24 protein-coding genes are annotated in these 26,997 nt (G+C 71.3%); 8 read left to right on the top strand and 16 right to left on the bottom strand.

Annotated features, from left to right (window positions below; translation table 11 throughout):
• The first annotated feature begins 6 nt into the window (after nt 1-6).
• Nucleotides 7-1,257, top strand: a complete 1,251-nt coding sequence (locus ACZ6QQ_RS09995) for a DUF1501 domain-containing protein (protein WP_465875583.1) — start codon at nt 7-9, stop codon at nt 1,255-1,257.
• Here the strand turns inward: ACZ6QQ_RS09995 and ACZ6QQ_RS09990 are convergent.
• Nucleotides 1,161-2,153, bottom strand: coding sequence for a LysR family transcriptional regulator (locus ACZ6QQ_RS09990; RefSeq protein WP_465875582.1), 993 nt, complete (start codon nt 2,151-2,153; stop codon nt 1,161-1,163). The genes ACZ6QQ_RS09995 and ACZ6QQ_RS09990 overlap by 97 nt on opposite strands.
• Nucleotides 2,154-2,318: 165 nt before the next feature.
• Between ACZ6QQ_RS09990 and ACZ6QQ_RS09985 the strand changes: the two genes are divergently transcribed.
• On the top strand, nt 2,319-3,038 hold the full coding sequence (locus tag ACZ6QQ_RS09985; RefSeq protein ID WP_465875581.1) for an SDR family oxidoreductase: 720 nt from the start codon (nt 2,319-2,321) through the stop codon (nt 3,036-3,038).
• Between the two features lie 170 nt (nt 3,039-3,208).
• Here ACZ6QQ_RS09985 and ACZ6QQ_RS09980 read toward each other — a convergent pair whose 3' ends face one another.
• The 4 genes from ACZ6QQ_RS09980 to ACZ6QQ_RS09965 all read right to left on the bottom strand — a co-directional run bounded on the left by ACZ6QQ_RS09980 (nt 3,209) and on the right by ACZ6QQ_RS09965 (nt 7,754).
• Nucleotides 3,209-5,221 carry an FAD-dependent oxidoreductase gene (locus ACZ6QQ_RS09980; protein WP_465875580.1) on the bottom strand — a complete coding sequence of 671 codons (2,013 nt, stop codon included), beginning with the start codon at nt 5,219-5,221 and terminating at the stop codon, nt 3,209-3,211.
• A gap of 55 nt (nt 5,222-5,276) precedes the next feature.
• Complete coding sequence (locus ACZ6QQ_RS09975) at nt 5,277-6,437, bottom strand: alpha/beta hydrolase (protein ID WP_465875579.1); 1,161 nt, start codon at nt 6,435-6,437, stop codon at nt 5,277-5,279.
• Between the two features lie 160 nt (nt 6,438-6,597).
• Nucleotides 6,598-6,771, bottom strand: a complete 174-nt coding sequence (locus tag ACZ6QQ_RS09970; RefSeq protein ID WP_465875577.1) for a Clp protease N-terminal domain-containing protein — start codon at nt 6,769-6,771, stop codon at nt 6,598-6,600.
• Nucleotides 6,693-7,754: a hypothetical protein gene (locus ACZ6QQ_RS09965; protein ID WP_465875576.1), complete on the bottom strand. Its 1,062-nt coding sequence runs from the start codon at nt 7,752-7,754 to the stop codon at nt 6,693-6,695. Before ACZ6QQ_RS09965 ends, ACZ6QQ_RS09970 begins: the two co-directional genes overlap by 79 nt.
• 198 nt (nt 7,755-7,952) lie before the next feature.
• Between ACZ6QQ_RS09965 and ACZ6QQ_RS09960 the strand changes: the two genes are divergently transcribed.
• The gene (locus ACZ6QQ_RS09960; RefSeq protein ID WP_465875575.1) at nt 7,953-8,408 is read left to right on the top strand and encodes a hypothetical protein; all 456 of its coding nucleotides are present in this window, start codon (nt 7,953-7,955) and stop codon (nt 8,406-8,408) included.
• A gap of 313 nt (nt 8,409-8,721) precedes the next feature.
• Here the strand turns inward: ACZ6QQ_RS09960 and ACZ6QQ_RS09955 are convergent, their stop codons facing one another.
• On the bottom strand, nt 8,722-9,321 hold the full coding sequence (locus ACZ6QQ_RS09955) for a hypothetical protein (protein WP_465875574.1): 600 nt from the start codon (nt 9,319-9,321) through the stop codon (nt 8,722-8,724).
• Nucleotides 9,322-9,518: 197 nt separating this feature from the next.
• On the opposite strand from ACZ6QQ_RS09955, the gene ACZ6QQ_RS09950 reads away from it, so the two are divergent.
• A complete protein-coding gene (locus ACZ6QQ_RS09950; protein WP_465875573.1) occupies nt 9,519-10,715 on the top strand; it encodes a glycoside hydrolase family 3 protein in 1,197 nt (398 codons plus the stop codon).
• A 75-nt stretch (nt 10,716-10,790) separates the two neighbouring features.
• On the opposite strand, the gene ACZ6QQ_RS09945 is transcribed toward ACZ6QQ_RS09950, so the two are convergent.
• Nucleotides 10,791-11,702, bottom strand: a complete 912-nt coding sequence (locus ACZ6QQ_RS09945; RefSeq protein ID WP_465875572.1) for a M56 family metallopeptidase — start codon at nt 11,700-11,702, stop codon at nt 10,791-10,793.
• Between the two features lie 101 nt (nt 11,703-11,803).
• On the opposite strand from ACZ6QQ_RS09945, the gene ACZ6QQ_RS09940 reads away from it, so the two are divergent.
• Nucleotides 11,804-12,211, top strand: coding sequence for a BlaI/MecI/CopY family transcriptional regulator (locus ACZ6QQ_RS09940; RefSeq protein ID WP_465875571.1), 408 nt, complete (start codon nt 11,804-11,806; stop codon nt 12,209-12,211).
• 119 nt (nt 12,212-12,330) lie between these two features.
• On the opposite strand, the gene ACZ6QQ_RS09935 is transcribed toward ACZ6QQ_RS09940, so the two are convergent.
• Nucleotides 12,331-12,957, bottom strand: a complete 627-nt coding sequence (locus ACZ6QQ_RS09935; RefSeq protein WP_465875570.1) for a TetR/AcrR family transcriptional regulator — start codon at nt 12,955-12,957, stop codon at nt 12,331-12,333.
• 162 nt (nt 12,958-13,119) lie between these two features.
• Here ACZ6QQ_RS09935 and ACZ6QQ_RS09930 point away from each other — a divergent pair, with 162 nt between their 5' ends.
• Entirely contained in the window at nt 13,120-14,244 is a 1,125-nt protein-coding gene (locus ACZ6QQ_RS09930) for a nitronate monooxygenase (RefSeq protein ID WP_465875569.1), read from the top strand.
• Nucleotides 14,245-14,259: 15 nt separating this feature from the next.
• On the opposite strand, the gene sugE is transcribed toward ACZ6QQ_RS09930, so the two are convergent.
• The 3 genes from sugE to ACZ6QQ_RS09915 all read right to left on the bottom strand — a co-directional run bounded on the left by sugE (nt 14,260) and on the right by ACZ6QQ_RS09915 (nt 17,701).
• Complete coding sequence (sugE, locus tag ACZ6QQ_RS09925; protein ID WP_465875568.1) at nt 14,260-14,577, bottom strand: quaternary ammonium compound efflux SMR transporter SugE; 318 nt, start codon at nt 14,575-14,577, stop codon at nt 14,260-14,262.
• Between the two features lie 110 nt (nt 14,578-14,687).
• Complete coding sequence (locus ACZ6QQ_RS09920; RefSeq protein WP_465875567.1) at nt 14,688-15,428, bottom strand: SDR family NAD(P)-dependent oxidoreductase; 741 nt, start codon at nt 15,426-15,428, stop codon at nt 14,688-14,690.
• A 272-nt stretch (nt 15,429-15,700) separates the two neighbouring features.
• Entirely contained in the window at nt 15,701-17,701 is a 2,001-nt protein-coding gene (locus ACZ6QQ_RS09915; protein WP_465875869.1) for an FAD/NAD(P)-binding protein, read from the bottom strand.
• 412 nt (nt 17,702-18,113) lie between these two features.
• On the opposite strand from ACZ6QQ_RS09915, the gene ACZ6QQ_RS09910 reads away from it, so the two are divergent.
• Together ACZ6QQ_RS09910 and ACZ6QQ_RS09905 are read left to right on the top strand one after the other, a co-directional pair.
• Nucleotides 18,114-21,086, top strand: a complete 2,973-nt coding sequence (locus tag ACZ6QQ_RS09910; RefSeq protein ID WP_465875566.1) for a helix-turn-helix transcriptional regulator — start codon at nt 18,114-18,116, stop codon at nt 21,084-21,086.
• A gap of 134 nt (nt 21,087-21,220) precedes the next feature.
• Nucleotides 21,221-22,315: a methyltransferase gene (locus ACZ6QQ_RS09905; RefSeq protein ID WP_465875565.1), complete on the top strand. Its 1,095-nt coding sequence runs from the start codon at nt 21,221-21,223 to the stop codon at nt 22,313-22,315.
• 31 nt (nt 22,316-22,346) lie between these two features.
• Here ACZ6QQ_RS09905 and ACZ6QQ_RS09900 read toward each other — a convergent pair whose 3' ends face one another.
• Genes ACZ6QQ_RS09900 through ACZ6QQ_RS09880 form a run of 5 tightly spaced genes read right to left on the bottom strand, consistent with a single transcriptional unit; the run spans nt 22,347 to nt 26,977 of the window.
• Complete coding sequence (locus ACZ6QQ_RS09900; RefSeq protein ID WP_465875564.1) at nt 22,347-23,261, bottom strand: urease accessory protein UreD; 915 nt, start codon at nt 23,259-23,261, stop codon at nt 22,347-22,349.
• A complete protein-coding gene (gene ureG / locus ACZ6QQ_RS09895) occupies nt 23,258-23,941 on the bottom strand; it encodes an urease accessory protein UreG (RefSeq protein WP_465875563.1) in 684 nt (227 codons plus the stop codon). The genes ACZ6QQ_RS09900 and ureG overlap by 4 nt, the downstream gene beginning before the upstream one ends.
• Before the next feature lie 22 nt (nt 23,942-23,963).
• Nucleotides 23,964-24,665 (bottom strand): urease accessory protein UreF, encoded by a 702-nt coding sequence (locus ACZ6QQ_RS09890; RefSeq protein ID WP_465875562.1) that lies wholly within the window; start codon nt 24,663-24,665, stop codon nt 23,964-23,966.
• Complete coding sequence (locus tag ACZ6QQ_RS09885; RefSeq protein ID WP_465875561.1) at nt 24,665-25,228, bottom strand: urease accessory protein UreE; 564 nt, start codon at nt 25,226-25,228, stop codon at nt 24,665-24,667. The genes ACZ6QQ_RS09890 and ACZ6QQ_RS09885 overlap by 1 nt, the downstream gene beginning before the upstream one ends.
• A gap of 30 nt (nt 25,229-25,258) precedes the next feature.
• Complete coding sequence (locus tag ACZ6QQ_RS09880) at nt 25,259-26,977, bottom strand: urease subunit alpha (RefSeq protein ID WP_465875560.1); 1,719 nt, start codon at nt 26,975-26,977, stop codon at nt 25,259-25,261.
• Nucleotides 26,978-26,997 lie beyond the last annotated feature (20 nt).

Raw genomic sequence — 26,997 nt, 5'->3', positions numbered from 1 at the left:
TCATCCGTGGACATCCTGACCCGGCGCAAGTTCCTGCTCGCCAGCGGTGTGGTGGGCGCGAGTGCCCTGGCCGCCGGCGCCGGCACGTACGCGCTGTCCGACCTGTTCGACACCGCCGGCACCCGGGACCCGAGCAGCCGTACCCTGGTCCTGGTCACGCTCTACGGCGGCAACGACGGGCTCAACACCGTCATCCCGTACGCGGACCCGGCGTACCACGACGCCCGGCCGGAGATCGCCTACTCGGCCGAGGAGGTCAACCGGCTCGACGACACCGTCGGGCTGAACCCGGCGATGGGCGGCCTGCACGGGCTGTTCGGCCAGGGACGGCTGGCGGTCGTACGCGGCGTCGGCTACCCGAAGCCGGACCGCAGCCACTTCCGATCGATGGATATCTGGCAGACCGCCAGCCCGGACCGCCCCGGCACGACCGGGTGGATCGGGCGGTGGCTCGACGGTGCCGGTGGCGACCCCCGGCTGGCGGTCTCGTTCGAGTCGGCGGTGCCGCCACTGCTGGCCGGCGAGCGGAGCGCGGGTGCGTCCGTACCGGTGGCCGGGCGGGCGGGACGCGGCGGCCTGCCGGACGGGACGCTGGCGGCACTCGGGGCCGGCAGCCCCGGCGAGTCCCCGGCGCAGGCCCGTGCGGCCGCCTGTTTCGCGGATCTCCGGTCGGTCAACACGATGATCGGCGGCGTACGCGACGCGGCCGAGCAGACCGAGAACGGCGACGATCCGGAACGGCCGGCGGCGACCGCCACCGGCGGCGCGCGTACGTCGCTGGAGGCCCAACTCGACCTGGTGGCCCGGTGCGTCGAGGCGGGCGTGTCCACCCGGGTCTTCTCCGTGTCGCTGGGCGGCTTCGACAGCCACGCCGACGAGAAGCAGCTGCAGGCGGTGCTGCTCGGGCAGGTGGACCGGGCGCTCACCGGCTTCGCCGAGCGGATGGGTCGTACCGAGGCGGGCCGCCGGGTGGCGGTCGCGGTCTACTCCGAGTTCGGCCGGCGGGTACGCGCCAACGCCTCCGACGGCACCGACCACGGCACCGCCTCGAACGTCCTCCTGCTCGGTGCCGGGGTACGCGGTGGGCTGTACGGCGAGCAGCCGAGCCTGACCGACCTGGACGACGGTGATCTCCGGTTCACCGTCGACTTCCGCGACGTCTACGCCACCCTGCTGGACCGGGTGCTCGACGGCGACCCGGAGCGGGTGCTCGGCGGCTGGTCCGGCCGGCGCGACGAACTGTTCGCAGCGGTCTGACCGTCCACGGCCGGGTCGGCGTCCGGGCCGCCGGTGCGGTGGCGGGCGCTGGCCAGGTCGACGAACTCCGCCACCAGCGGTGAGCGGCTGCCGTCGCTCCAGGCCAGCGCGACCCGGGTCGACGGGAGGTCGGCGACGGCGACGTGGGTGACGTCGGATCGGGTGTAGAAGGTGGCGGTCGAGTAGGGCAGGATCACCACCCCGCCGTACGTCGCCACGTGTTCGAGCTTCTCCTCGACCGAGTGGAGGTCGGGCCGGACCGGGCCTGGCTGGTCGGCCGGCCGGTCCGGCAGGTCCCGCCATTCCGGCACCGCGTCCGGGTCCTGGACCAGGCGCTCCGCGGCGAGTTCGGCGAGGGCGATCGACTCCCTGCCGGCGAGGGGGTGGTCGGTGGCGAGCACGGCGACGCGGGGCTCGTCGAACAGCGGTCGCAGCCGCAGGCCGCGTTGGTTGACCGGCAGCCGGACGTAGCTGACGTCGACCCGACCGTCGAGCACCATCTCGACCTGGTCGTTCCAGGAGGTGCGGACCACGTCCACGGTCAGGTCGGGGTGCCGGGCGGCGATGGCGCGGGCATCGGCGGTGACGGTGATGCCGGGCATGAAGCCGATGGTGAACGCCGGTCGGCCGTGGGCTGCCTGACGTACCCGGCGGTGCAGCGCCTCGGCCGAGGCGAGCAGCGGTTCGGCGTCGGTCAGCAGCTGCCGCCCGGCCCCGGTCAGTACGGTGGACCGCCGGTCGCGGACGAAGAGCTGGACGCGTAGTTCCTGCTCCAGTGCCCGGATCTGCCGGGAGAGAACCGGTTGGGCGATGTGCAGCCGCTGCGCAGCCCGACCGAAGTGCAGTTCCTCGGCGACCGCGACGAAGTAGCGCAGCTTACGGAGATCGATGTCCACCCTGTCCCCTTTCTGGTGATCCACCATACCCGTGGGGCACGACCGGCACTGATACCCGCCGGGCATCACAGACGCGGAAACAGGTCTTGGACGGGACTCACCGGTCCGACGCAGGGTAGACACCGTTCCCACCACGACACGGATGATCGAAAGGACGGCAGCATCATGGCTCTCACCGACCAACGGGTGGTCGTACTCGGCGGAACCTCCGGGATCGGGCTGGCCACCGCCGCCCTGGCCGCTCGGGAGGGCGCCCGGGTGGTGGTCGCCTCCAGCAGCCAGAACAGCGTGGACCGGGCGCTGGCGAGCCTTCCGGCCGGCGTCGAGGGATACACCGTCAACCTCACCGACGCCGCCGACGTCGGCTCGCTGTTCGACCGTACCGGGCCGTTCGACCACCTGGTCTACACCGCCGGCGAGCCGCTCTCGCTGATGTCGCTGGACACGCTCCACCTCGACACCGCCCGCCGCTTCTTCGAGCTGCGCTACTTCTCCGCCCTGTCGGCGGTCAGCACCGCCATGCCGTACCTGCGGCCCGGCGGGTCGGTGGCGCTCACCACCGGGTCCGCGAAGGACCGGCCGGGCGCGGGCTGGTCGGTCGCGGCCAGCATCTGCGGCGCGGTCGACGCGCTGGTCCGGGCCCTGGCCGTCGAACTGGCCCCGGTACGGGTCAACGCCGTCGCCCCCGGCGTCATCCGCTCGCCGCTGTGGGACTCGATGCCCGAGGCCGACCGCGAGCAGATGTACAGCCAGCTCGGCGGCACTCTTCCGCTCGGCCGGGTGGGTGAGCCCGAGGAGGTCGCCGAGGCGTTCCTCTTCCTGCTGCGGGCGACGTACACCACCGGGACGATCGTGAGCGTCGACGGCGGCACCCTGCTGGCCTGACCGCGTCAGCTCAACACGTTGCCGGCGGGGCACCGACGAGGAACGCCGGCAGGCCACGCTTGAGGTGGCCCTCCAGATCATGCGCGACGCCGACGACCGGACCCGTCCGGCGGGACCCCGGTAGCGGGCCCCACCGGACGGGTTCGTGCGGCCACGAAGCCGCCGGACGTTCAGGCGGCCACGAAACGGGCGGCGTCCACCACGACGTACCCGTCGGTGTTCTCGGTGCGGACCAGGACGCTGCCCGCGGAGCCGGCGGCGAACGGGTAACTGCCGACCGAGACCCACTGCCCGCCGGAGGAGCGTTGGTCGACGGTACGGGTGGTGATCCCGCCACTGTGCACGACGTCGACCGGCACGTTGCTGGCCCGGTTCTCGTGCGCGGTCCAGCGCAGGTAGACCGCGTACGTCCCGGCGGCCGGCAGGGTCGGGGTGAACCGCATCCGGTTCACCCCCTTGGCGGTGTTGCCGTCGTGCTCGTAGTCGGGGCCGTAGTAGCCGCCGATCGACGTGCTCCCCAACCAGGCACCGGCCCGGGTCACGCCGGTGCCCGCCCGGCTGTCGAGGATCAGCTCACCGGCGACCGGAGGCGGCCAGACCAGCAGTTGACCGTCGGCGAGCAGCCGGGCCCGCAGCGCCGGATAGTCGACGTCCTGCACGGCCGTGCCGGTGTCGACCGCCAGCATCGCCGCGGTCGCCGCCGACTGGGCGAGGATCATGAACACCGGTTCCATCCGGATCGACCCGTACGCGATGTGGCTCGCGGCCAGGCAGACCGGCACGGTGAGATTGGCGCACTGGCCCCGGGTCGGCACGATCGACCGGTAGCTGATCGAGTACGGCGCCGGCACCCCGATCTGCACGTCCCCCTCGTTGCGGACCCGGCCGCCGACCACCACCCGCTGGCAGTTGTGCGAGTCCATCGTGTAGCTGGCCAGGCCGACCGGGTCGGTCACCGTCTCCTGGCCCCGGCAGTTGCGCTCGGTCATCACGTACGCCGAGACCATCCGTCGGGCCTCGCGGACGTAGAGCTGCGGCGGCCACCCGCCGGTGCCGGTGAACTCGTCCGCCGCCAGCCCCCACGAGGCGGTCGCCGACCTGATCGACGCCGGCAGCCTCGGGTCGTTGGCCAGGAACCACATCAGCCCCTGCTGGTACGCGCGGTGCTCGGCCGCCATGCTCTCCCGGACGGCGTAACCCGCGGTCGGGTACGCGTAGTTGGCGCCGATGAAGTCGGTGGAGAACGCCCCGTTGTTGTTGGAGTCGGTCTTGCCGTTGCCCACCCCGTGGGTGGTGAAGAACGGCCCGGTCCAGCCCGCCTGGACGTAGCGCAGCAGCAGCTCGTAGTCGATCGGGTCGTAGCCGGCCGGGCGCGGGAACGGGATCCGGTTGGCGGCCTGGGTCAGGCACATCCGGTAGTTGTACGCCTGGATCAGGTCGTCACCGGTGCCGTTGGGCGCCACCGGGGCGGCCGAGATGCCGGGCAGCAACCCGGACGTCGGACTGCCCGGCACCACGTACGGGTCGACCGGGAAGTTGAACTGGTGCCCGTTGCGCAGCTGCACGCCGTTGATGGTCTCGCCGTACGTGCTGTTGCTCTCCCGGCCCACCGTCCAGGCGACGCCGGCCCGGTGCATCAGGTCGCCCTCGTAGCTGGCGTCGACGAACATCGGTCCCCGGAACACCTGGCCGTTGTCGGCGACGATCTCGGTGATCCGGTTGCCGGCCATGGTGACGGCGGAGATCCGGGCTCCGTAGTAGACCGGCACCCCGGCCTCGGCCAGCAGGTCGTCGAAGACGGCGCGGGCCACGCTCGGCTCGAAGGTGAACCGGGCCGGCGAGGTCGGGGTGACCGGGGTGCCGGCGTACCTGGCGTGCACCCGGCGGTAGAACTCACCGGCGATGCCCTTGATCGCGGCCTGGGTGCCGCTGTCGGTCATGCCGAGACCGCCGGTGGTCAGGCCGCCGAGGTGGGTGCCCGGTTCGAGGACGACCGTGGTGCGGCCCATCCGGCGGGCCTGCACGGCGGCGACGATGCCGGCCGAGGTGGCGCCGTAGACCACCAGGTCGGCCTGGACGACGGCGGCGGCGAGGGCGGCGGTCGACAGGGCCGGCACACCGGCGACGACAACGGTGGCGCCGCCGACACGCAGCAGCGTGCGGCGGGTGATCGGGTGGGGCATGGCGCGCGGCTCCTCCGGTCGGTGGACTCGGGAGCGCGCCGCCGCATCCCTCGAATCACCCACGACTCTCACGCCGCCGTCCGACGTTGTCAAGGTCGTCTATCCGGTACGGGGAGTCAGGCTCGACGTGCTCGGCCGGCTCGACGTGCTCGGCCGGCTCGACGTGCTCGGCCGGCTCGACGTGCTCGGCCGGCTCGACGTGTGCCGGTCCGCCGTGGCCCTCGTAGAGGTCGAGATAGAGCCGGTCCAGCTCGTCGGCCAGGTCGTTGACCCGGTCCGGCCGGACGATGTCGTGCCCGAGCCCCAGCTCCCGGCCCAGCCGGTGCACGCGCAACGGCAGGCCGTTCGCCTCGGCCAGCTTGCGGGGCAGGTCGACGGCGGCCCGCCGGTCGATCGACTCGTCGTTGTCGGAGAACACGACCGCCACGGTGCGCAGGTCGCCGTGGCCCGGCACCACCTTCAGATTGATCGTGATCCGCAGGTACTGGGAGAGCGCGGAGAGCCAGAAGCCGGTCCCGGTGACCTGACGGTCGGGCAGGACCCGGAACCCGAACAGTACGGTCAGCGGCTTGATCAGGTAGCCCGGCGCCTTGGCCGGGTTCACCCCGTAGAACGGGGCGAGTACGAGCAGCCGACGCACCACGTCGGAGCGGTACTGGGCCAGCCAGGTGCCGAGCACCGCGCCGCCGGAGATGCCGACGACGCCGACCTCCTCCCCCAGCGCGGCGGCGATGTTGATCGACTCGTTCGCGTACCCGACCAGTTCGATCGCGTTGAGCCGCCCCTCCGCCCGCCGGTCGACCAGGCCGTGTCCGGGTGCCCGGGGCACGTAGACGTTGTAGCCGTGATCGAAGTAGAAACGGGCGAGGTTGGCGTACTGGACCGGCGAGACGGTGTAACCGTGCAGCATCAGCACCGCCTTCGCGGTACGGGTGCCGTGGGTGAGCAGGACGCTCCCGGCCTCCGGCGCCACCTCCGGGTCGTCCCGGTCGGCGGCGACCACCCGCTCGGCCCGGTCGGCGGCGGTGCGGTAGTCGAGCGACTCGACCAGCACGTGCCGCAGCCGGGCGTTGCGCAGCGGCCAGGCGTAGACGACCAGCACCGGGAGAAGCAGCAGCAGGGCCAGCGCCCCGACCACGATCGCCGCCCGGGAAAGGACACCACCACCGAGGTACGCCGCCGAGTAGTGCCAGACGTGGTCCGAGAAGTGGTGCAAGGTTCACCTGCCGTCACCGGAGCTGAGCTACGCCCGCCGGGCGTCCGTACCGGAAACGGTAGTTTCGGAGGTCACGGGGTCGCCCGTGGCTGTGGTCGGGATCATGTCGTCCGGGTGTGACACCGACGACGAAGCCACCGGGACGGGCCGTCGGGTCGGGTCAGCCCTGCGCGAGATGCCGGGTCACCTGCCGGCGGAGTTCCTCCCGGTCGAGATTCAGCTCGGCGAGCAGGTGCCCGGCCGCCCCGTCCCCGGTCAGTACGGCGGCGAGCAGGTGCGACGTCCCCGCGTGCCGGTGTCCGTGTTCGCGGGCGATGCCGGTCGCCCGGTCCATCGCCCGGACCGCGACGACACTCCAGGACGGTCGCCGGGTTTGCCGGTGTCCCAGAATCGGGCCGAGGATTCCTCGGCGGGCAGCGTCTCCCGCTCCTCGGTCAGCGGCTCGGCCACCGAGCGGGCCCGATCGAGGTCGAAACCGGCCTCGACGAGCAGCCTGCCGCCCTGGTTGTGCGGCAGGTACGTCGTCCGCAGCCGTTCGCCGGCGGCCGCCAGCTGCACGTCGAGGCTGACGATCGCCAGCAGTACGGCGCTGCTGCGGACCGTGCCGTGCCCGAGCAGGACCGACTGCCGCATCACCTCGCGTTCGAGGCACGCGAGGACCGGCCCGCCCCATGTGGCGGTTCGCAGGGTGAACCGCGAGAGCACCCCCGGGATCCAGCGGATCGACCAGGGAAGCCGGACCTCGGCACCCCCGAGCCGTTGCAGCGGCTCGACCAGCGGGACGAACGGGGCCGGGTCGCCGGCCAGGTCACCGGTCCGCACCTGCCGCCGGGCGGCGGCGATGTCCAGACCGACCCGGTCGGTCAGCGCGGCGACCGACGGTTCCGTCGGGTCGAGCAACCCGAGCAGCAGGTGCGGCACGTCGAGCCGGGTCGGCACGGCCGGCTGGGCCGACCCGGCGGCCCGGGTGAGCGCCCTGCCGATCGCACCGGACCACAGCGGCAGGCTTTCGAACCGGGGGTTCTCCCGAAGCACCCACCAGCCCGCCTCCCGTAGCGCCCCGGCATAGCCGCCCTGGCCCGACCCGGCACCGTCGGCGGGATCCGGACCCTGCCCGCGCGGCATCGTCGCCCGCGCCTCGGCGACCTGCCGGCCCAGTACGATGCCGGCCCGGTCGTCGTTGCGTGCCGCCGCCATCAGCAGCAGACCCGGATCCACCACCGGATGGCCGTCGACCAGCGCGTAGTAGTAGGACGCCCGGAGCACGTCCGCCACCCGGTCACCGACCTCGACCCGTCGCCCGGCAGCCGCCGTCATGAGTGCCCGCCCTCCGGTAGACAGCGCCCGCTTGAATCGCCTCCGACCGCCACCGTCCTGTTCGGAGTCGACGTCACTGTACGTTCCCACGGCGAGACCTTACGTTCCCACGGCGAGCCAACCCGTGATCCGTGGGCAGGCTTGAGCGGCGTAGGGCAGGACAGCGCCGAAACAGCCGTACCTCTAGCATCTACGCCCATGCGCAGCGACCCCGTCATCATCAACGGCCTGGCCGGACCCGTGATCGTCACGATGAACCTGCTGACCGGCAAGCAGTCGGTAACCGTCGGCGGGCAACCGGTGACGGGGCCCCGGCGCGGTCACTACAACCTGCCGACCAACGACGGGCGGACCGTGGACGCCAGGGTGCGCGCCAGTCTGCTCGACCCCTACCCCACGATCGAGATCGCCGGGACCAGGTACCGCACCGGACCCGCTGTCCCGGTCGTGCTCCAGATACTCATGCTGCTCCCGTTCGGCCTCATCATCGTGGGCGGACTGATCGGCGGGGTGATCGCGGCGGCCGGCATCGTGCTGAACTCCCGCATCGTTCGCGGCCCGCAGTCGACCGTGGTCAAGTCCGTCCTGATGCTCCTGGTCCTCGCGTCCACGGTCGTGGTGTACCTCGCCGTCGCGGCGCTCCTGCTCCTCTGATCAACCACCCGTCACCCGGTCGCTCCGCCGGGCGTCGTCACGGCATCGATACTGGTGGGCCGGTTCCCCGTCCGTGGATAATTGTGTGCCTCGCACGGACCCACACCCAGCGTCGCGCCCTTCCGGCGGGCGGCTCCGCCCTCGGCCCACGTGCCACGATCCGTCCCGCTCGCCAACCCGAGCAGCAGGGCGCGATCGCGCCCTGAGTCGGCGGCCGGCAGCACGGCAGGCCGCCGGCCAAGCGCCGCGTGACGGCGTGACGGGGCCGTCCGTCCGGGACGACCACCGCCACGCCGATGCGTCGCTTCGCGGCCTACGTCTGGCAGAGAATGCCGAGGTCGTCCACCCAGGCGGCCAGCGTCGTACCACCGCTGGCGCCGATCAGCGAGACCCGGACGAGCACATCCGTCGGGCCGTGGTTCCACGAGGTCGAGACGAAGGTGTACGGGGCGTCGCCGCCGAGCACCACCGTCCGCAGCGCCACGTACGTGAAGTTGACCGGATTGATGATCTCGAAATTGACCTGCTGGGTGGCCAGGGCGGGATTGACGTGGATCCCGGCCGTGCAACTGGTCGTCGGCGGCAACGTGACCCGCCGACCGACCGAGGAGAACCCGGCGCCGCGCATCGAGACGAATCCGGAGCGTACGCCGTTGCGGGGCTGCGACAGGCTGACGCCGCCGGTCCCGTCCCCGACGTGGGTGAAGCTCCAGTTGGCCGCCTGGACCCCCTCGAAGCCGTCCTGAACGGTAATGATCGCGGCACTCGCCGGTGAAGCGGTCATCCCGAGCAGCCCGGCGGTCAGGCCGAGCAGCACCGCCAGGGCGGCCACCCGACGCGACGTACGGGCCGGTGAGCCCTGCGGCGACCGGACGGACTGCCGGATCGGGCCTGGTCGAAAGATCGTACGCATTGCTGATCACCTCGTGATCTGGCTACTGGGGTGCCCTGTGACACCCGCTGACCAGATGTCTAGTCGGCGGATCGTTGTCCGGCTTCGGGGCCGCCCGGCGGACAATCAACCCCGCACAACCACTGCCGGCGCCGGGGAGGCGTCGAAGAGCCGCGATATGCCCACGGAGCCCGGCACCCGGCCGTAGCGTGGAAAACGTGACGGACGCTCACCTGACCCGCCGGCTGCTGCTCACGGGCATCGGCTCGGCAGCGGTGGCAGCGGGTCTCTCCGGCTGCGGGGCTTCCCCGGCCAAGACGCCGACGCGTCCGGTGGCGGCCTCGCCCCAGTTCTCGGCCTCCCGCCCGGCCACGGCCGCGACATTCGACGAGATCGCACTCCGCCGTAAGATCGCGAGCCTGCTCGTGGTCGGCTTCCGTGGCGAAACGGTCGGCGCCAACGACTGGATCGTGAAGGCGATCAGGGACGGCCTCGGCGGGGTCATCCTGTTCGACCGCGACCTGAAGACCAACGGGCCGCGCAACATCACCTCACCGGCCCAGGTCACGGCTCTGATCAAGTCCCTGCGACAGGCCTCGCCCGGGCGGCTCATCGTCTCGATCGACCAGGAGGGCGGCCGGGTGGCCCGGCTCAACCCGACCAACGGCTTCCCCGCCACGCGGTCCGAGGCCCAGATCGGTGCCGCGAACTCGCCGTCGACAACCCGGACGTGGGCCCAGGGACTGGTACGCGACCTCACGTCGATCGGCGTCAACCTCAACTACGCCCCGGTCGTCGACCTGAACGTGAACCCGAACAATCCCGCGATCGGCAAACTCGACCGCAGTTTCTCCGCCAACGCCGACGTGGTGGTCAGGAACGCCACCGAGGAGATCCAGGTTCACCGGGCGGCCGGCGTCAGGACGAGCATCAAGCACTTCCCGGGGTTCGGCAGCGCGACCGGGAACACGGACTTCGCCGTCGTCGATGTCAGCGGCACCTGGCAGCGCAGCGAACTCGAACCCTTCCGGCAGCTGATCGACAACGGGACCGCCGACTCCGTACTGGTCGCACATCTGCTCATCAGGCAACTGGATCCGAAACTTCCCGCGTCCCTGTCTCCGGCGGTCGTCACGGACCTGCTGCGTGGTCAGTTGGGGTGGAAGGGTCCCGTGGTCAGCGACGACATGCAGGCCGTCGCCATCACGAGCAAGTTCGGCCGGGACGAGTCGGTCGCGCTGGCGTTGGAAGCCGGCCTCGATCTGCTCGTCTTCGGCAACCAACAGGTGTACGACACGAAAGTCGTCGACGAGACCCTCGACAACGTCGTCAACCTGGTCCGATCCGGGCGCCTCACCGAGGCCCGGATCGACCAGTCGGTAACCCGCGTCAACGCGCTCCGGCCGACGAGCTGACACCATCGCGCCCGTAGGACCGGATCAGGCGGGCTCGGCGACGCGACCGGACCGGCAATCCCGGCACCGGTCGACCTATCCACCCGGTCGAGCCGCGTTGAGCAGTTCGAAGAGATCGAAGATTGCCTCGCCGGTCCAGACCAGCGAGGTCAGCGCCAACGACACCGGCAGCGCCCGCAGCGCGGTCGAGCGGACGGGTGGGCGGGGGTGCAGCAGTCGCGCCACCCGGCGCGGGACGACGCCACCGGGCGCGGCGGCGTGCAGGCTGCGCGGGATGTCCTGCCGCCCGGTCGAGGCAAGGGCGGCCACGCCGATCGCGTGGGCGACCGTACGACGGCTGCCGACCGCGACCGCGGCCTGCTCGTCGGCGGCCCGCTCCACCAGGTAGTCGACCTGACGGGCGACCCACCAGAGCGCCGGATGGGTGGCGGCGGCGAGTTCGGCCAGCCGGACCAGCCGGTGATGACCGGCCGCCAGGTGCGCGTGCTCGTGGGCGAGCAGCGCGTCGAACTGGCGCTCGGTGAGCAGTTGGCGCATGCCGGTGGTCACCACGACGTGACCGGGCCGCCCCGGCACCGCGAACGCCTGCACCGACGGGTCGGCGAGCAGGACGAACGGGCCGCCGACGGGCAGCCCGACGGGTGCGAGCGCCAGTGCCCGCCGGTGCCGGCGCCACCGTCGACCGACCGCGACCCCGGCGATCACCAGCAGTGCCGCGCTCAGCCAGGGCACCCACGCCACGTACGCGGTGTCGTCCGCGACCACCCGCGACGACCAGCCGAACGTCCGGCCGACGGCCGGCACCTCGGCGACCGCCTTCAACGCGAACACGGCGAGGTTGGTCATGCTGGCCGCGCCGACGAGGGCGGCCGACCAGGCCAGGGTGACCGCGGCGATCGAGGGTGGCAACCGGTCGGCCAGCAACCGCATGACCAGCACGATCAGCGGCGGGATCACGACCACCGACCACACGAAATGATCGAACATGCCCCTCCGTCCGGACCGGTCGAGTGTGCCACGGCCGGAGCCGGGACGGCGCGGCGGCCGCGACCGGGCCGACCGTGGACGTGACCGATACAGTCACCGCGATGAGCACGACACAGCCCGCTGCCGACGGTGCGTCGTCCGAGAGTGGACGCCGCCGTCCCGGTCAGCTCGAAGCCCTGGTGGTCACGGTCCTCGTCGAGGCCACCGGCCCGTTGACCCCCGGCGAGGTCCGTGATCGGCTCGATCCGGGCGGCACGCTGTCGTACAGCACAGTGGTGACCACCCTCACCCGGCTGTTCGACAAGGGTGCCGTCAGTCGGGAACGGGACGGTCGGGCGTACCGCTACGGCGCGGTACGGGACGCCGCTGGTCTGGTCGCCGAGCGGATGAGCCGGTTGCTGGTCGCCGAGCCCGATCGCACCTCGGTCCTGCGCCGGTTCGTCGGCACCCTGGACGACCGGGACGAGCGGATCCTGCGGGCCCTGCTCCGCGAGGACTCGGAGTCGTAGGGCCGCCCGTCCGAGGGCGGTGACCAAACAACCCGCGCGACGGCTCCGGCTGCTTCCACGGAGACGGGCCGGTTCGGCGTCGGACCCGTACCGGGCGTGACGATGTGCCGGCCGGCTGCCTAGCCGCGCGCGGCGGGCACGGTGGCCGTCGCCGGGCCGGATCGCGCCGGCCGGCCGGGAAGACTCACCAGTGAATCCCAGGCCGACATCGCACACGTGACGACGTCGTCGAGCACGTCGTGAGTCGCACCGTCACGGGCCTGGATCGACATTCCCTGTTGCACCGCGCCGAAAAAGCGGGCGACCATCGCGGCGTCGACCGTCGGTGGTACGTCGCCCTCGACCACGCCGCGTTCGATCCGTGCCCGGAGTACGGCGATGTCGTTGTCGCGGCACTCGGCGAGAAATCGACGTACGCCGTCATTTCCCGGTGCGCCGGTGGTGGCGGCGAGTACGACCATGCACCCCGGTGGCCGGGACGGGTCAACATGTGTCCGGGCATTGTGCCGCAGCATCGCCTCGATGCCGGCGCGGGCGGTGTCGCCGCGATCGAGGGCGGCCTGCGGTGCGGCACCCTCGGTCGCGTTGTAGTGCGCCACGGCCTCCCGGAACAGCGCTTCCTTGCAACCGAAGGCGGCGTAGAGGCTCGGCGAGGCGATACCCATCGCCGTGGTGAGTTCGGTCATGGAGGCGCCCTCGTAACCGTGTTGCCAGAACACCTCCATGGCGCGCTCCAGTACGACCATTCGATCGAAAGTGCGCGGTCGTCCCCGTCCCGCCATCCGTTACCCCCTTTCCCGACGAGCACATTCCGAGCTTGACCACCGCTCATCCGCAACGGAAGAATCAGCATTCATAGGGATTGATGACTAAACATCGGTGACACCACACAACGGAGCGACAGCACAGTGGATCTACGCAGTCTACGCCAACCGGTCATCGCCGCACCCATGGCCGGTGGCCCCTCCACGCCTCGGCTGGTGGCCGCCGTCGGTCGGGCCGGCGGACTCGGCTTCCTCGCGGCCGGGTACAAGCGGCCGGAGCGGGTCCGGGACGAGATCCGGGAGGTACGACTGCTCTCCGACGCCCCGTTCGGGGTCAACCTGTTCCTGGTCGACACGGCCCGCGCGGCCGACGTCGACGCGGCCCGCGCGGCCGAGGCGGAGATCGCGACGTACGCGGCCGGGCTTCGGGGCGACGCGGCCCGGCTCGGTACCGAACTCGGCTCGCCGTCCGTCGACGACGACCTCCTGGCCGAGAAGCTGGAACTGCTCGACGAGGAACGGGTGCCGGTGGTGTCGTTCGCGTTCGGGCTGCCGTCCGGCGCCATCGTCGAACGCCTGCACTCGGCGGGCACGAGTGTGCTGGTGACGGTGACCTCACCGGAGGAGGCGCTGGCCGCCGAGGCGGTGGGTGCCGACGGTGTGGTGGCGCAGGGCTTCGAGGCCGGCGGGCACCGGGGCGGGTTCGCCGACCACGTCGGCATCGGCGAGTACGGCCTGCTGACCCTGCTCCGTCTGGTCACCGGGGCGACCAGGTTACCGACGGTCGGTGCCGGTGGGCTCGCCGACGGAGCCGCGATCGCCGCCGCGCTCAGCGCCGGGGCGGTGGCGGCGGCGATCGGCACCGCGTTTCTGCGCTGCCCCGAGGCGGGGACGAATCCGGTCCACCGGGCGGCGGTCGGCACGAGCCGCGAGACCACCGTCACCCGCGCTTTCACCGGGCGGCGGGCCCGCACCCTGGTGAACGGGTTCGCCAGCCGACACGCCCTGACCCCGGTCCCCGCCGCCTACCCGCAGATCCATTACCTCACCGCCCCGTTGCGGGCCGCCGCCGTGGCCGCCGGTGACGTGGAGAGCGTCAGTCTCTGGGCGGGCCAGGCGCACACCCTCGCCCGTACGCTGCCCGCCGAGGAACTGGTGGGCCGACTCGGTGCCGAGACCCGCGCCGCGCTCACCGCGACCGCCGCCCGGCTGACCGCCGCAACGCCGAACGAGGGTGACGTCGGGCCCTGTCCGGATCCGGTCAACTGACCCGTCGGTCCGGGTTCACCCCTCCACCGCCTTGAGCCCGGCGATGCCAACGACGATGAGCCCGAGGAAGACGAGCCGGGCGGGCGCGGCGCTCTCGTCCAGCGTGACGATGCCGGCGATCGCCACGCCCACCGCCCCGATTCCCACCCAGACCGCGTACGCGGTGCCGACCGGTAGGGACTTCAGCGCCCAGGCCAGCATGACGAAGCTGAGCAGGGCGGTGGAGACCGCGAGGGCGGACGGCCACAGTCGGGTGAAGCCCTCGGTGTGCCGGAGCGCCATCGCCCAGACGATCTCCAGCAGACCGGCTGCTATCAGGACGATCCATGCCATGGTGGAGCCCCTCTGTCTCCGGGGACGGCAGGTGGCGGACGGCGGACCATGCCGGGCCCGCCGCTCGCCGCCGGTCGATCACCGACGGAACCGGTGGTACGGGCAGCGGGTCAGGCGGCGAATCCGCCGTCGACCGCGATGGACGCACCGGTGATGTAGCGACCGCTCTCGCCGGCCAGGTGGCTGACGGTGGCGGCGATGTCGGCCGGCTCCGCGTAGTGCCCGAGCGCGATGAAGCTCCGTTCGTGGTCCGCGCTCTCGCCGTCCGCCGGGTTCATGTCGGTGTCGGTGGAGCCGGGATGCACCAGGTTGGCCGTGATGCCACGGCCGCCCAGGTCACGGGCCAGCCCCTTGGTCAGGCCGGTGAGCGCGCTCTTGCTCATGGCGTAGAGGCTCAGCCCGCCGTACGGCACTCGTTCGGCGAAGCAGCTGCCGATGCTGATCACGCGACCGCCCGTACCCATGTGCCGGACCGCGGCCCGGGTGGCCAGGAAGACACCGCGTACGTGGACCGCGAGGGTCCGGTCCAGGTCCTCGACGCTCAGTTCCTCGATCGCGCCGTACGTGAACACCCCGGCGTTGTTGACGAGGATGTCCAGCCGACCCAGTTCGGCGACCGTACGCTCGACCGCGCCGGTCACCGCAGTCTCGCTCCCGCTGTCGGCGGGAATGGCCACGGCCCGGCGTCCCACCGCCTCGACGTCGGCGACGACGGTCTTGGCCCTGTCCTGCGCGTTGAGGTAGGTGAACGCGACGTCGGCACCGTCGCGCGCCAGGCGCGCCACGATGGCCGCGCCGATACCCCGGCTGCCTCCGGTCACCAGAGCGACTCTGCCCGCAAGTTCCGCCATGCTCTCCCCCATTTCTGTGTCGATCGGCACAGTAATGGGAACCATAGCCCATCCGCTGTGGACGGTGGGCCCGGACGGCTCCGACCGACCGCGCCAGCACGGCACGCATCACGTGAAGACGGGATGTGGGGTGCCGCCGCAGCCGGTGGCCGGGGCACGGTCGACATCGACCGGAGTGCGCTCGCGGGCGCGAGCACCGTCCGAAGTGGGGGCTCCCACCCGATCCGGACCGACCGGCTCGTTCCCGGTCGGCCCGGATCGGGGCGGCGGTGTCAGCGAGCCCGGCCGGCGGAGCTCAGTGCCCGGGTGGTGGGCAACCAGGCGAGCGGGGTGTACCGCTGCTGGTAGGGCGGCGACGCACCGGTCCGCTGTACCGGGTGGGTCGCGAGGGCGAGGCAGGCCCGCGCGATCGCGTCGGCGTCGGTCAGGATCACCGAGTTGACGCCGGGACGGATGCCGGCGGCGGTCACCCAGTGCACGGTCTCGGTGGGTACGCCGAACGCGAACCGGCGCTGGTGTGCCCGGTGCTCGGCGTCAACCAGCCGGTACGGGCGTTCGGTGACGGTCAGCCCACCGGTCTCGTACGGCTCCCGCTCCGGGTCCGGGATCCGGTACGGCCGGCACTGGCCGGTACGCCGCAGCCCGACCAGCAGCGGGTCCATGGTGGTACGCAGGTCGAACTCCGGCAGCCGGGCCTCGATCAGGCTGGTGGTGTGCACCGTCGAGTCGGGGATCGCGGCCGACCGGACCAGGAAGCCCGGACCGGAGCCGGCGGGCTCGACCCGCAGGTCCGGCCCGAACACGTGCAGCAGCCCGGCCTCGATCAGGGCGATCATCTCCGCGATCCGCCGGGCCGGCGGCCCGATCGAGACGTACGCGTTCAGCGGGGTGTACCAGCCCTGTAGGTCGTCGCGGTACGACCGGCCGGTGATGCCGCTGTGGTCGACCACCAGGCGTACCTCGTTGCGCAGGTCCCGCAGCGCGTCGAGCGCCGCCTTGAGCGGGCTGGACACGTTGCCCCGTCGCGCCTCGGCGAGATCGGCGCGCAGGTGGTCGAGCAACCACTCCCGGTACGCCTCCGGGGTGGCGAACCGGCGCGAGCCGTACGGGCGGGCGATCAGCTCCCAGTCCCACCGGGCCGTCCGGTCCACCCCGAACCGTCCCAGCAGTCGTGACTCGGCCTCGTCGCCGCCCGAGAGGCGGACGAACTCGGCCAGGAACTCGTCCGCCGCCTCGGTCCCCCGGCTCTGCGCGATCAGGGTCCGGTAGTACACCGAGCGGACCTCACGCGAGATGAGCGGCCACACCTCGCGACCGAAGTCCGGCGGGTCGCCGATCCGGGCGCGGGCCCGCCACGCCCCGATCACCGGCTCGGTCAGGAACAGCGGCAGGTGCCGGGTGAAGGCGCCCTTCTCGTTCTCGCCCCGGGCGTGGTACGGCACCCCCCGACGCGATCCGGCGTACAGCAGGGGCTCGTCGCCGGAGGGGCGGTAGGTCAGCCGGCCGTCGTGCTCCTCGAACCGGCCGCCCCGGCCCTCGGTCAGCAGGATCAGGTGGTCGAAGAGGTTGAGCCCGAGACCGCGCAGGGCTACCCGTTCACCGGGAGCGATGTCGTGCAGCGGGGTCTGGGCCGGGCTGCCGGGCGGGTGGTAGGAGGTGCCGCCGATCCGGGCGTGCTCGGCCAGTCGCCGCTCCCGGTCGCCCAGTGGCATCGACAGGTGGCCCTGGACCAGCACCACGGCGTCGAGCCGGTCGAGCAGCCGGCCGTCGGCCAGGGCGAGCCGCTGGCGACCGTCCGGCTCGTCCTCCAGCCGCACGGCGCGGGTGGCGTGGGTCTCGATCCGCACCCACGCGGGTGCGGTCGCCACGGTCCGGGTGAGGAACCAGCGCAGGTAGTGGCCGTACAGGGCCCGGGAGGGATAGTCGTCCGGTCCGAGTGTCCGGGCCTCGGCGAGAATGCGCGCGGGATATTCCTCGGTGGGATCGATCAGCGCCAAACTCTGGGCCCATTCGTGCAGGCTGGGGCCGGGCCGTACCGGGCCCCGGCAGTCCACGCTCGCGTCGGTGAACATGCTCACCTGGCAGGCGATCGTGTTCATCAGCAGCAGTTGCGGCTGGTTGGTCCGCCACACATCTCCGCCACCGAGGACAAATGGGTCGACCAGGTGCACGACCACATTCGTGTCCGGTCGGTCACCCGCTCCGGCACAGAGACGCTCCACTGTCGACAAGCCTCGCGGGCCCGCTCCGACAACGCATACCCGCAGTTCCATAGGATCGGTAGACATATGCCCCCACCTGCCCAAACGCGGTTTCCACCATCGTGGTCGGGCAATCCGCCCGCTTTCTGACCGGCACCGGGCCGGCATTCGTCGTCCTGTCCCGCCGGCGCGGTCGCGCACAGCCGCGGCGCTGCAAGTTCATCGCACCGCCAATCGGCCGAGCATCCCGTCATCACGGGATTTCCGGCCGTACCGGACGTGGGCCTTTCGGGTTCCGGCCGGCGGGTACCGGGACTTCACGAATCCGTCATCCTTCGGTAGCGGAGCAATTGCGCCGGGTATAGACTCCCGATCGAGAGCCATCCATCAATGGCTTGACCTGAATCACGTGTGCTTCCGCAACACGAGCGGAGCCGGCCGGCTACCTGCGACGCCACACCACGTGCACCGGGAGGGCCCGTACGTGTCCGCGGAGAACCACTCGACGCCCCATGTACGCACCTTCGGCACCCTGTCGCCCCGGATGACGGACCGGTCACCGACGGAACGGGGAGACGACATCGGCGCGCCGACCCTGCGCAGGGTCGAACTACCCATCCCGCCCGGCGCCCCGCCCCGGCGCCGCCAGCACCGCATCGATGAACCGGCGACCGTGGTCCCACCCCTGGTCGGACGGACCACGACCCTGCTCGACCTGCGCCGGGCGCTGATCGAGACCACCTCCGGCGCGGGCGGGTGCGTGGTCGTCGAGGGCGCCGCCGGGATGGGCAAGAGCCGGGTGCTGGAGGCGACCGTCAGGGAGGCGTTCACGCTGGGCATGGCCGTCTCGCTCGGCCGGGCCACCGAACTCGACCGGGCCGCGCCGCTCACCACGCTCCGGTCGCTGTTGCAGGCGATCGCACCATCCGGCCTCGACGTCACCGGCACCGCCGACCTCGGGCGCAACCCACTGTGGCTGGTCGACCGGATCGGCGAGAGGATCGAACGGTACGCCCGCAAGCGCCCACTGCTCATCGGGCTCGACGACGCCCACCTCTGCGACGAGCTGACCGCCCTGGCATTGCGGATCCTCATCCCCGAACTCTCCTCGTCCCCGATCCTCTGGCTGCTGACCCGTCGGCCCGCGCCCGTACGCACCTTCGGGCAGGACGCGGTCGACTGGCTGGTCGGCGAGGGGGCCCGTACCCACCAGCTCGGGCCGCTGAGCGAGGAGGCGGTCCACGACCTCTGCGCCGGCCTGCTCGGTGCCACGCCCGACCAGACCGTGATCGAGATGGCCGGCCGGGGCGCCGGCAACCCGTTCCTGCTGGAACGGCTGCTGACCACGTTGCGCGACGGCGGGCAGTCGAAGGTCGACAACGGGGTGGCCACCCTGGTCGGGAACCGGCTCGACGCGGGCTTCCTGACCGCGGTCGACCACCGCCTGCGCGACGTGTCCGGGCTGACCCGCCGGATCCTGGACGCCGCATCGGTGCTCGACCGCCCGTTCACCGTGCACGAGGTGGCCGGGCTCGTCGGCCACTCCGCCGTCGGGCTGCTGCCCGCCGTCGACGAGGCGGTCTCGGCCGGGATCCTGGTCGCCGACCGCACCGAGCTGAGGTTCCGCCACGACCTGGTCCGGGAGGCGCTCTACGACCGGCTCTCCGGCCCGGTCCGGCAGACACTGCACCGGGAGGCCGCCGTCGTCGTCCAGGCGGAGGGCCGCTCCCCGGTCGAGGTCGCCGAACACCTGGTGCGGGGCGGTCACGGCGGCAGCGAGCAGGCGGTCACGGTGCTGCGCCAGGCGGTGGAGCAGATCGCTCCGACCGCCCCGGACACCGCCGCCGACCTGATCGTACGAATGCTCGAACTGCTCGGTGCCCACGAGCCGTCCCGGCCCCGCCTGATCGCCGAGGCGGTTCGCCTGCTCGTGCTCGCCGGTGACGTCTCCGAGGCGGTACGACTCGGCGAGGAGGCGCTGCACGCCGGGCTGGACGCGGCCGAGGAAGCCTCGCTGCTGCTCGGGTTGGCCGAGGCACTCCTGGTCACCGGGCACAGCGTGGACGTGGTCGCGTACACCACCCGGGGCATCGCCCGTACCCGCGCCTCCGACCCCACCCGCGCCGAACTGCTCTCCGTCCACGCGTACGCGCTGCTGGACACCGGGGATCTCGCCGGTGCTCACGCCGCCGCCACCGAGGCCGCCGCGCTCGGCGCCGCCACCGGCGGGTACGCCGCGCAGGTCTGCGGCACCAGTGCCCGCAGCATCGCGGCCCGGATGAGCGGCGACATGTCCGGCGCGATCACCCACGCCCGGGACGCGGTCCGGATCGCCGAGCGGGTCGGCGGCGAGGCCAGGCAGCGTCATCCCCGGCTCTGGCTCGCCGCCGCGTTGACCGCCGTCGACCGGTTCAGCGAGGCGGACGAGTTGCTCGCGCACACCCGGCGGGAATCCGACCAACTCGGCACGGCCTGGGTACGACCGCGCTGGCACCATCTGCGGGCGGTCATGCTCGCCGCCGCCGGCCGGATCGAGGACGCGGCCGCCGAGGCCGAGGCCGGAATCCGGATGGCCGAGCAGTTCGGGACCCGGGCGACGAGCCTGCCGCTGCTCACTCTGCTCGCCCGGTTGGCCATCCACCGCGACGACCTGCCGGCGGCCCGTGAGCACCTGGACGACAGCCAGGTCCTGCTGAAGGAGGGCGGGGTCCCGGTCCCCGACGACCTGTCCTGGACCATGGCCGAGTTCGCCACCGCGACCGGTGAACCGGCCCGCGAGGCGATCGCGCCGCTGATCGCCGAGTTCTCCGCGTCGACGCCGCTGCTCGCCCTCATCCGGGATCCGGCCACCGCACCCGGCCTGGTCCGGCTCGCCCACGAGGCCGGTGCGACCGAACTGCTCGCCTCGGCCGTCGAAACGGCCGCCCGACTGGCCGAACGCAATCCCGGCATCCCGTCACTGGTCGGAATGGCCGCGCACGTACACGGTCTGGTCGACGGGGACATCGCCGCCCTGCGCCGGGCGGTACGGGCGCTGCGGGCGGGTGCGCGCCCGCTCAGCACCGCCGCCGCCCTGGAGGACCTCGCGTTCGCCGAACGCGCGGCCGGGCACCGGGAGGAGGCGGTGGACCTGATGGAGCAGGCACTGCGGCTCTACCTCGCAAGCGGTGCGAAACGCGATGCCGCGCGAGCCCGCAGGGGCCTGCGCGATCTGGGCGTACGCCGACGGCAGCGGCAGTCCCCGGCCGGCCGCAACCGGGGCTGGGAGAGCCTGACCCCGTCCGAGTTGCGGGTGGTCCGGCTGGTGGCGAACGGCCTCACCAACCGTCAGGTCGCCGCCCGGCTGTTCGTGTCGCCGCACACCGTCGACAGCCACCTGAGACACAGCTTCAGCAAGCTGGGGGTCACCAGCCGGGTCGAACTGACCCGGCAGGTGCTGACCCACGACCTCGGGTAGACGGTCGGATCCCGAGAATGCGCCATGTCGGCGGCGGAACCGCTGCGGCAGGCTCGATGAACCGGGCGGCCCGGCACGCAGAACCGGCACAGGACCCATTCCGATCGTTGTCCCCACGGCTGAGGAAGGTACTGATGACTCAGGACGCTGCCACCGAAAGCTGGCCGGTGTACGGCCGCGACGAGGCGCCCGACACCGACGCCATCGACCTCCACCACGGCACCGACGCGCCCGCACCGGTACGGATGTACGAGATGCTCTACAGCTCGCTGGTCAGCCAGTTGCTCGGGGCGGTGGCCGAGCTGGGCGTGGCGGACGCGTTCGACGGCGAGCCCCGGCACGTGGACGAGCTGGCCGAACGTACCGGCAGTGATCCGGGCGCGCTGTACCGTGCACTGCGCGCCCTGGCCAGCGTCGGGGTCTTCACCGAGGTGGCACCCCGTACCTTCGCCCTGACCCCGCTCGCGGCGACGCTGCGCAGCGACGCCAACGGCTCGATGCGCGACCTCGCCCGGTACGTCGGGTCGGCGGAGCGGCAGGCGGCGTTCAGCTCCCTGGCCTACAGCCTGCGGACCGGCAAGCCGTCGTTCGACCACCTGCACGGCACCGACTGGTGGTCCTACATCGGCACACGCCCCGAGCTGTCCGCGCTGTTCAACAACGCGATGGGCACGATGGCCCGGATGGTGAACTCGGGCACGCTCCAGGCGCAGGACCTGTCTGACGCCCGGCGGCTGGTCGACGTCGGTGGCGGCAAGGGCCTGCTGGTGACCACCCTGTTGCAGCGCTATCCGGACCTCAGCGCGGTCGTCTTCGACCTGCCGCACGTGGTCGCCGAGGCCGCCGAGGTGATCCGGGCCGCCGGGCTGGAGGACCGGGCCGAGTGCGTGGCCGGCAACTTCCTCGAATCGGTGCCCGAGGGCGGCGACGTGTACGTCCTGTCCTGGACCCTGCACGACTGGAACGACCGGGACGCGGTCACGATCCTGCGCAACATCCGCACCGCGATGGGCGAGAGCGGGCAGCTGATCGTCATCGACGAGGTCCTGCCCGACGGGGACACCCCGCACTTCGGCAAGTTCAGCGACATCGTGATGCTCTCGCTGCTCAACGGGCAGGGTCGGACGGAGGCGGAGTTCGCGCGACTGTTCGAGGCGGCCGGTCTGCGGCACAAGGAGACCAGGGCGACACCGGCACCGACGAGTGTGATCGTCGCCGTACCGGCCTGACCGTTCCTGGCGGTGCCGACCACACCGCTGGTCAGCGCCATCCGAAGGCGGGCGGAAGGGCCCGGCCGACGGTTTCCATCCGTGCTGTGGCGCAAAAGTCGCGGACCTGGGCCCGCACCGGTTCCGTTTCCCGTCCGAGCACCTTGTAGATCAGGCCGGCGCCGTTCGGTAGCCGGCTGGCTCCCGCGACCAGCGGGGTGTCGTGGTCCCACACCGGAGGAGTCCGCTCGTACACCCTGCTGGCACGCTCGGGCGAGGTCAGCAGGACGACGTTGCCGAAGACATGGAAGTCGTCGAGGACGCCGCGGCGGGCCGGGCCGAACGAGGCGGGCTCCACGACGAACTTCTCGACGAACAGGTCCGGGCCGCCCGGTCGGGCGGCCCGGACGGTCGAGGAGAAGAGGTCGTACTGGAAAATCTCACCGTCTCGGTGGTACTTCCGGCCGGGCATCAGAATCTCGGTGTAGAGCATGGTGGCGGATTCCGGCAGTGTGACGCCCGTACGGGTGATGAACCGGCTGTTCCGGTAGGGGATGACGGGCTCGGGGAGATATTCCAGGTAGGCGTCGTCGGCGAGGGTGATCTGCTGGATCTGGGCGGCGTGGTTCGCGTCCATCCGCTGGATCTTGTTTGCCGCCTGGGTGGTGAGGTGGACGCGGGCGCCGGCACCGAGCGACACGTCGATCCGCTGCCGGTCGCCCTGGAGCATGCCGCCGGAGGTGGTGATGATGAAGACGCACGCCATCTCGGGCATCGCGGTGTCCCAGTACAACGCCTGTTGGGCGAGGAGCGGGGCCTGCCTGAACAGGTCGGCCAGCACCGTCCTCCGGTCCCGGTGTTCGAACCCCAGGCGCAGCAGGCCGACCTTGCCCGGTGCGGCGCTGGGTAGCTGGGCCGGCTCGTCGAGGTAGGGCGCGAGTTCGGGCGCGTCGTCGACGGAGATCATGCGGGTACGTCCAGCGCGGCGGCTGGTCGACGGGTCGGCGGGGTGTCCGGACCGGCCGACTGCGCAAGATCGAAGAGTGCGTTGTGTCGGATGAGCGAGATCAGTTCGTCGATACCTTCACCGGTCCTGCAGTTGGTGAAGACGACCGGCTTCCCGTTGCGCATGTCGGCCGCGTCGCGGGCCATCAGGCCGAGGTCGGCGTCGACGTACGGTGCGAGGTCGATCTTGTTGATCACGAGGATGTCGGACTGGGAGATGCCCGGACCGTTCTTGCGCGGGATCTTGTCGCCAGCCGCGACGTCGATGACGTAGACGAAGTAGTCCACCAGGGCGGGGCTGAAGGTGAGAGTCAGGTTGTCGCCTCCGCTCTCGATGAGCAACAGGTCGCTGTCCGGGAACCGTTCCTCCATGTCTTCCACGGCGGCCAGGTTCATGCTCGGGTCCTCCCGGACAGCGGTGTGCGGGCAGGCCCCCGTTTCCACACCGATGATCCGCTCCGCCACCAGCACGCCGGTGAGCGCCCGCCGCACGTGCTTGGCGTCCTCGGTGGTGACGACGTCGTTGGTCACCACGAGCACCCGCAGGCCGTCGGCGACGAACCTGGGGACGACCGCCTCGATGATCGCCGTCTTGCCGCTGCCGACCGGGCCTCCGACACCAATCCGGCTGACCGTCTTCATACCTACTCCCGAAACTCTGCTGTCAGTTCATGAACATGCGGACGTGTGCGTGGACGTGGGCCGCCGCGAGCACGTCGATCACGGGCCCGAAGGTGGACATGTCGTCCAGCCCCGCCGCCCTCACCCGCTGGTACTCGTCGGCGGCGGTCGCGTTGACCCGGTAGAGGATCGCCTGGGTGTCGAGGTGGTCGACCCGCATCAGCCGTACGGCGGCGCTGAGCACCATCACCGCGACGCCGTACTGGTGTGTGGCGAAGGCATCCTGCTCGGTGAGTTCGAGGGCGGCGAAGAGCGCGCCGAGCGCGACGGGGTAGGTCACGGGGACCGGATCGGTGGCCGCGTCCCGGAGCCGTTTGTCCAGCATCGAGTCCCCGACGACATGTGCCGCCGCCTCCGCCAGCTTGCGCCCCGTCCGTACGGTCATGGTCCTGGTCTCTTCGGAGAGCTTGCGGAGGTGCACCGCCTCGTCCGCCCGGCGGATCCGGTCCAGATCGCCCAGGGCGGCGGCACGGTGCCCGGCGAGAACCGCCACGCCGTCGCCCCTGGCGGCGAGGTGGGTCAGGGTACGGGTGAACTCCTCCAGACCCGCGCGGTCCCGGACGACGCCCTGTTGCACCGCCATCTCCAGCCCACCGGAGAAGGAGAAGGCGCCGACGGGGAACATCGAGTCCCCGAACTGGAGGAGCTTCAGGGTCGCCGGGATCGTCGACGCGGGCGGCTCCATCAGTCGACGGGCTGGGGCGCGTGTGAGTGCGGCGTCGAGCCGGCGCCGCCGAAGAGTCGGCGGGACTCGTGTGGGGCAAGGTAGGCGATGACCTCGGTGCCGGAGACGAAATCGTGGGAGACACCGGTGAGGTCGTGGGTCCGCATCACCGAGTCCATCACCTTCCGGTCCACGGTGAGCGGGACGTACATCCTGTTCTCCTTCACCACTGCCGGCCAGTGCTGGTTGCCGATGGCGTGGCCGAGCTCGATCGCGGCGCGCAGTCCCAGCTCTGCCGGTTCCTTCCGCAACCCGCTCAGGTCGATGACCATCACCTCGCCCAGCCGGATCCGGGCCACGACCGCGGTCTGCGTCGGCTCGTCCCAGCGGAGAATGTCGCCGTCGCGCAGCCGGTGTCCCCGCCCCAGGGAAAGCGCCACCTCGTCGCCGTCCACGGTGCGCTTGCGCAGCCGGTTCTTCTGCGCCTCCCACTGGTCGAGCAGGAGGTTGTCCACCCGGGCCGCGTCGAGCCGGATCTTCCATCCGGGGTCGCTCGCATTGCCCAGCACCGATTCCACGAGCACGTCGAACTCCTCTGTTGCGTGCGTCGGCCGTCAGCTGAAGAAGTAAAGCTGGCTGAGCGGGAGATTCCTGGCCGGCGGGACGGTGGCATGTACGCCGTCGACCTTCACCGCGAAGGTTTCCGGGTCCACCTCGATCCGCGGCAGGACGTCATTGCGTACCATGTCCAGCTTGGTCAGACCCCGCGTCCCGCGTACGGGCAGGACCTGGCGACGTAGGCCGAGTCTCTCTCCGACGCCGGCCTCGTAACCCGCCTTCGACAGGAAGGTCACGCAGTTCTCGCTCAGTGCCGTGCCGTATGCGCCGAACATCGGGCGGTAGAGGACGGGCTGCGGGGTGGGTATGGAGGCGTTGGGGTCGCCCATGATCGCCCAGAGGATCTGGCCGTTCTTGATGATCATCTTCGGCTTGGCACCGAAGAAGGCCGGCTCCCACAGCACCAGGTCGGCGATCTTGCCCGGCGCGATGGACCCGAGCACGTCGGCGATGCCCTGGGTGATCGCGGGATTGATGGTTATCTTGGCCACGTACCGCAGCACCCGGAAGTTGTCGTTGTCCGGTGAGTCCTCGGCGAGCTTGCCCCGGACCACCTTCATGACGCTGGCCAGTTGCATTATCCGCAGCCAGTTCTCCCCGATCCGCCCCATCGCCTGCGAGTCGCTGGACATCATCGAGATGACGCCCAGGTCGTGCAGGACGTCCTCGGCGGCGATCGTCTCCGGGCGGACCCGGCTCTCCACCAGCGCCACGTCGGACGGGACCTTCGGGTTGAAGTTGTGGGTCACCATCGTCATGTCGAACAGCTCTGCCTGGCTGTTCACCCCGTACGGGTTGGTCGGCGTGGTGGAACTCGGCAGGCAGTTCGTCTCGCCGGCCACCTTGATGATGTCCGGTGCGTGGCCGCCACCGGCACCCTCGGTGTGATAGGTGTGGATGGTCCGGCCCTCGAACGCGGCGATGCTGTCCTCGATGTAGCCGCTCTCGTTGAACGTGTCCGTGTGGATGGCGACCTGGACGTCGAACCGTTCCGCCGCCGCCAACACCGTACGGATCGCCTCCGGCGTCGCACCCCAGTCCTCGTGGATCTTGTATCCGGCGGCACCCGCGAGCGCCTGCTCCTCCAGCGGCCCCGCACCGGAACTGCTGCCCTTGGCCAAGAGGCCGATGTTGATCGGAATGCCCTCGAAGGCGCGCATCATGGCGTGCAGGTTCCAGGGGCCCGGAGTGCAGTTCACGCCGTTCGAGCTGTCGCTCGGGCCGGTGCCGCCGCCCCAGATGGTGGTGATGCCGTTGCTGAGCGCGGCGTACGCCTGCTGCGGCGCGATGAGGTGCGCGTGCGCGTCGATGCCGCCGGCGGTCAGGATGAGGTGCTCGCCGGCGATGGCGTCGGTGCCCGTTCCGACCACCAGGTTGGGACTGACCCCGTTCATGATGTCGGGGTTGCCGGCCTTGCCGATCCCGACGATCCGTCCGTCCCTGATCCCCACGTCGGCCTTCACCACACCGACCTGCGCGTCGAGGATCGTCACGTTCGTTATGACCAGGTCCAACGCCCCGTTCGCGTTGGTCAGCTCGGCATTCGCGCCCATGCCGTCCCGCAGGGTCTTGCCCCCGCCGTACACGGCCTCGTCACCGAGGCTGCGCAGGTCCTTTTCGATCTCGACATAGAGTTCCGTGTCGCCCAACCGGATCTTGTCGCCGGTCGTCGGCCCGTACAGTCCGGCATACTCCTGCCTGGATATCTGACTCATCGCCTGCTCCTGGGACCGCT

This window comes from Micromonospora sp. NPDC049529 (assembly GCF_055586685.1).
The sequence above is the reverse complement of the archived record's forward strand: the minus strand, read 5'-3'. Positions and strand labels throughout refer to the sequence as shown.

Excerpts from the sequence above, each read along its gene's own strand:
- ACZ6QQ_RS09985 (WP_465875581.1), top strand. The coding sequence starts at position 2,319 with ATGGCTCTCACCGACCAACGGGTGGTCGTACTCGGCGGAACCTCCGGG.
- ACZ6QQ_RS09980 (WP_465875580.1), bottom strand. The coding sequence starts at position 5,221 with ATGCCCCACCCGATCACCCGCCGCACGCTGCTGCGTGTCGGCGGCGCC.
- ACZ6QQ_RS09970 (WP_465875577.1), bottom strand. The coding sequence starts at position 6,771 with ATGGACCGGGCGACCGGCATCGCCCGCGAACACGGACACCGGCACGCG.
- ACZ6QQ_RS09965 (WP_465875576.1), bottom strand. The coding sequence starts at position 7,754 with ATGACGGCGGCTGCCGGGCGACGGGTCGAGGTCGGTGACCGGGTGGCG.
- ACZ6QQ_RS09960 (WP_465875575.1), top strand. The coding sequence starts at position 7,953 with ATGCGCAGCGACCCCGTCATCATCAACGGCCTGGCCGGACCCGTGATC.
- ACZ6QQ_RS09955 (WP_465875574.1), bottom strand. The coding sequence starts at position 9,321 with ATGCGTACGATCTTTCGACCAGGCCCGATCCGGCAGTCCGTCCGGTCG.
- ACZ6QQ_RS09945 (WP_465875572.1), bottom strand. The coding sequence starts at position 11,702 with ATGTTCGATCATTTCGTGTGGTCGGTGGTCGTGATCCCGCCGCTGATC.
- ACZ6QQ_RS09940 (WP_465875571.1), top strand. The coding sequence starts at position 11,804 with ATGAGCACGACACAGCCCGCTGCCGACGGTGCGTCGTCCGAGAGTGGA.
- ACZ6QQ_RS09935 (WP_465875570.1), bottom strand. The coding sequence starts at position 12,957 with ATGGTCGTACTGGAGCGCGCCATGGAGGTGTTCTGGCAACACGGTTAC.
- sugE (WP_465875568.1), bottom strand. The coding sequence starts at position 14,577 with ATGGCATGGATCGTCCTGATAGCAGCCGGTCTGCTGGAGATCGTCTGG.
- ACZ6QQ_RS09920 (WP_465875567.1), bottom strand. The coding sequence starts at position 15,428 with ATGGCGGAACTTGCGGGCAGAGTCGCTCTGGTGACCGGAGGCAGCCGG.
- ACZ6QQ_RS09915 (WP_465875869.1), bottom strand. The coding sequence starts at position 17,701 with ATGGAACTGCGGGTATGCGTTGTCGGAGCGGGCCCGCGAGGCTTGTCG.
- ACZ6QQ_RS09905 (WP_465875565.1), top strand. The coding sequence starts at position 21,221 with ATGACTCAGGACGCTGCCACCGAAAGCTGGCCGGTGTACGGCCGCGAC.
- ACZ6QQ_RS09900 (WP_465875564.1), bottom strand. The coding sequence starts at position 23,261 with ATGATCTCCGTCGACGACGCGCCCGAACTCGCGCCCTACCTCGACGAG.
- ureG (WP_465875563.1), bottom strand. The coding sequence starts at position 23,941 with ATGAAGACGGTCAGCCGGATTGGTGTCGGAGGCCCGGTCGGCAGCGGC.
- ACZ6QQ_RS09890 (WP_465875562.1), bottom strand. The coding sequence starts at position 24,665 with ATGGAGCCGCCCGCGTCGACGATCCCGGCGACCCTGAAGCTCCTCCAG.
- ACZ6QQ_RS09880 (WP_465875560.1), bottom strand. The coding sequence starts at position 26,977 with ATGAGTCAGATATCCAGGCAGGAGTATGCCGGACTGTACGGGCCGACG.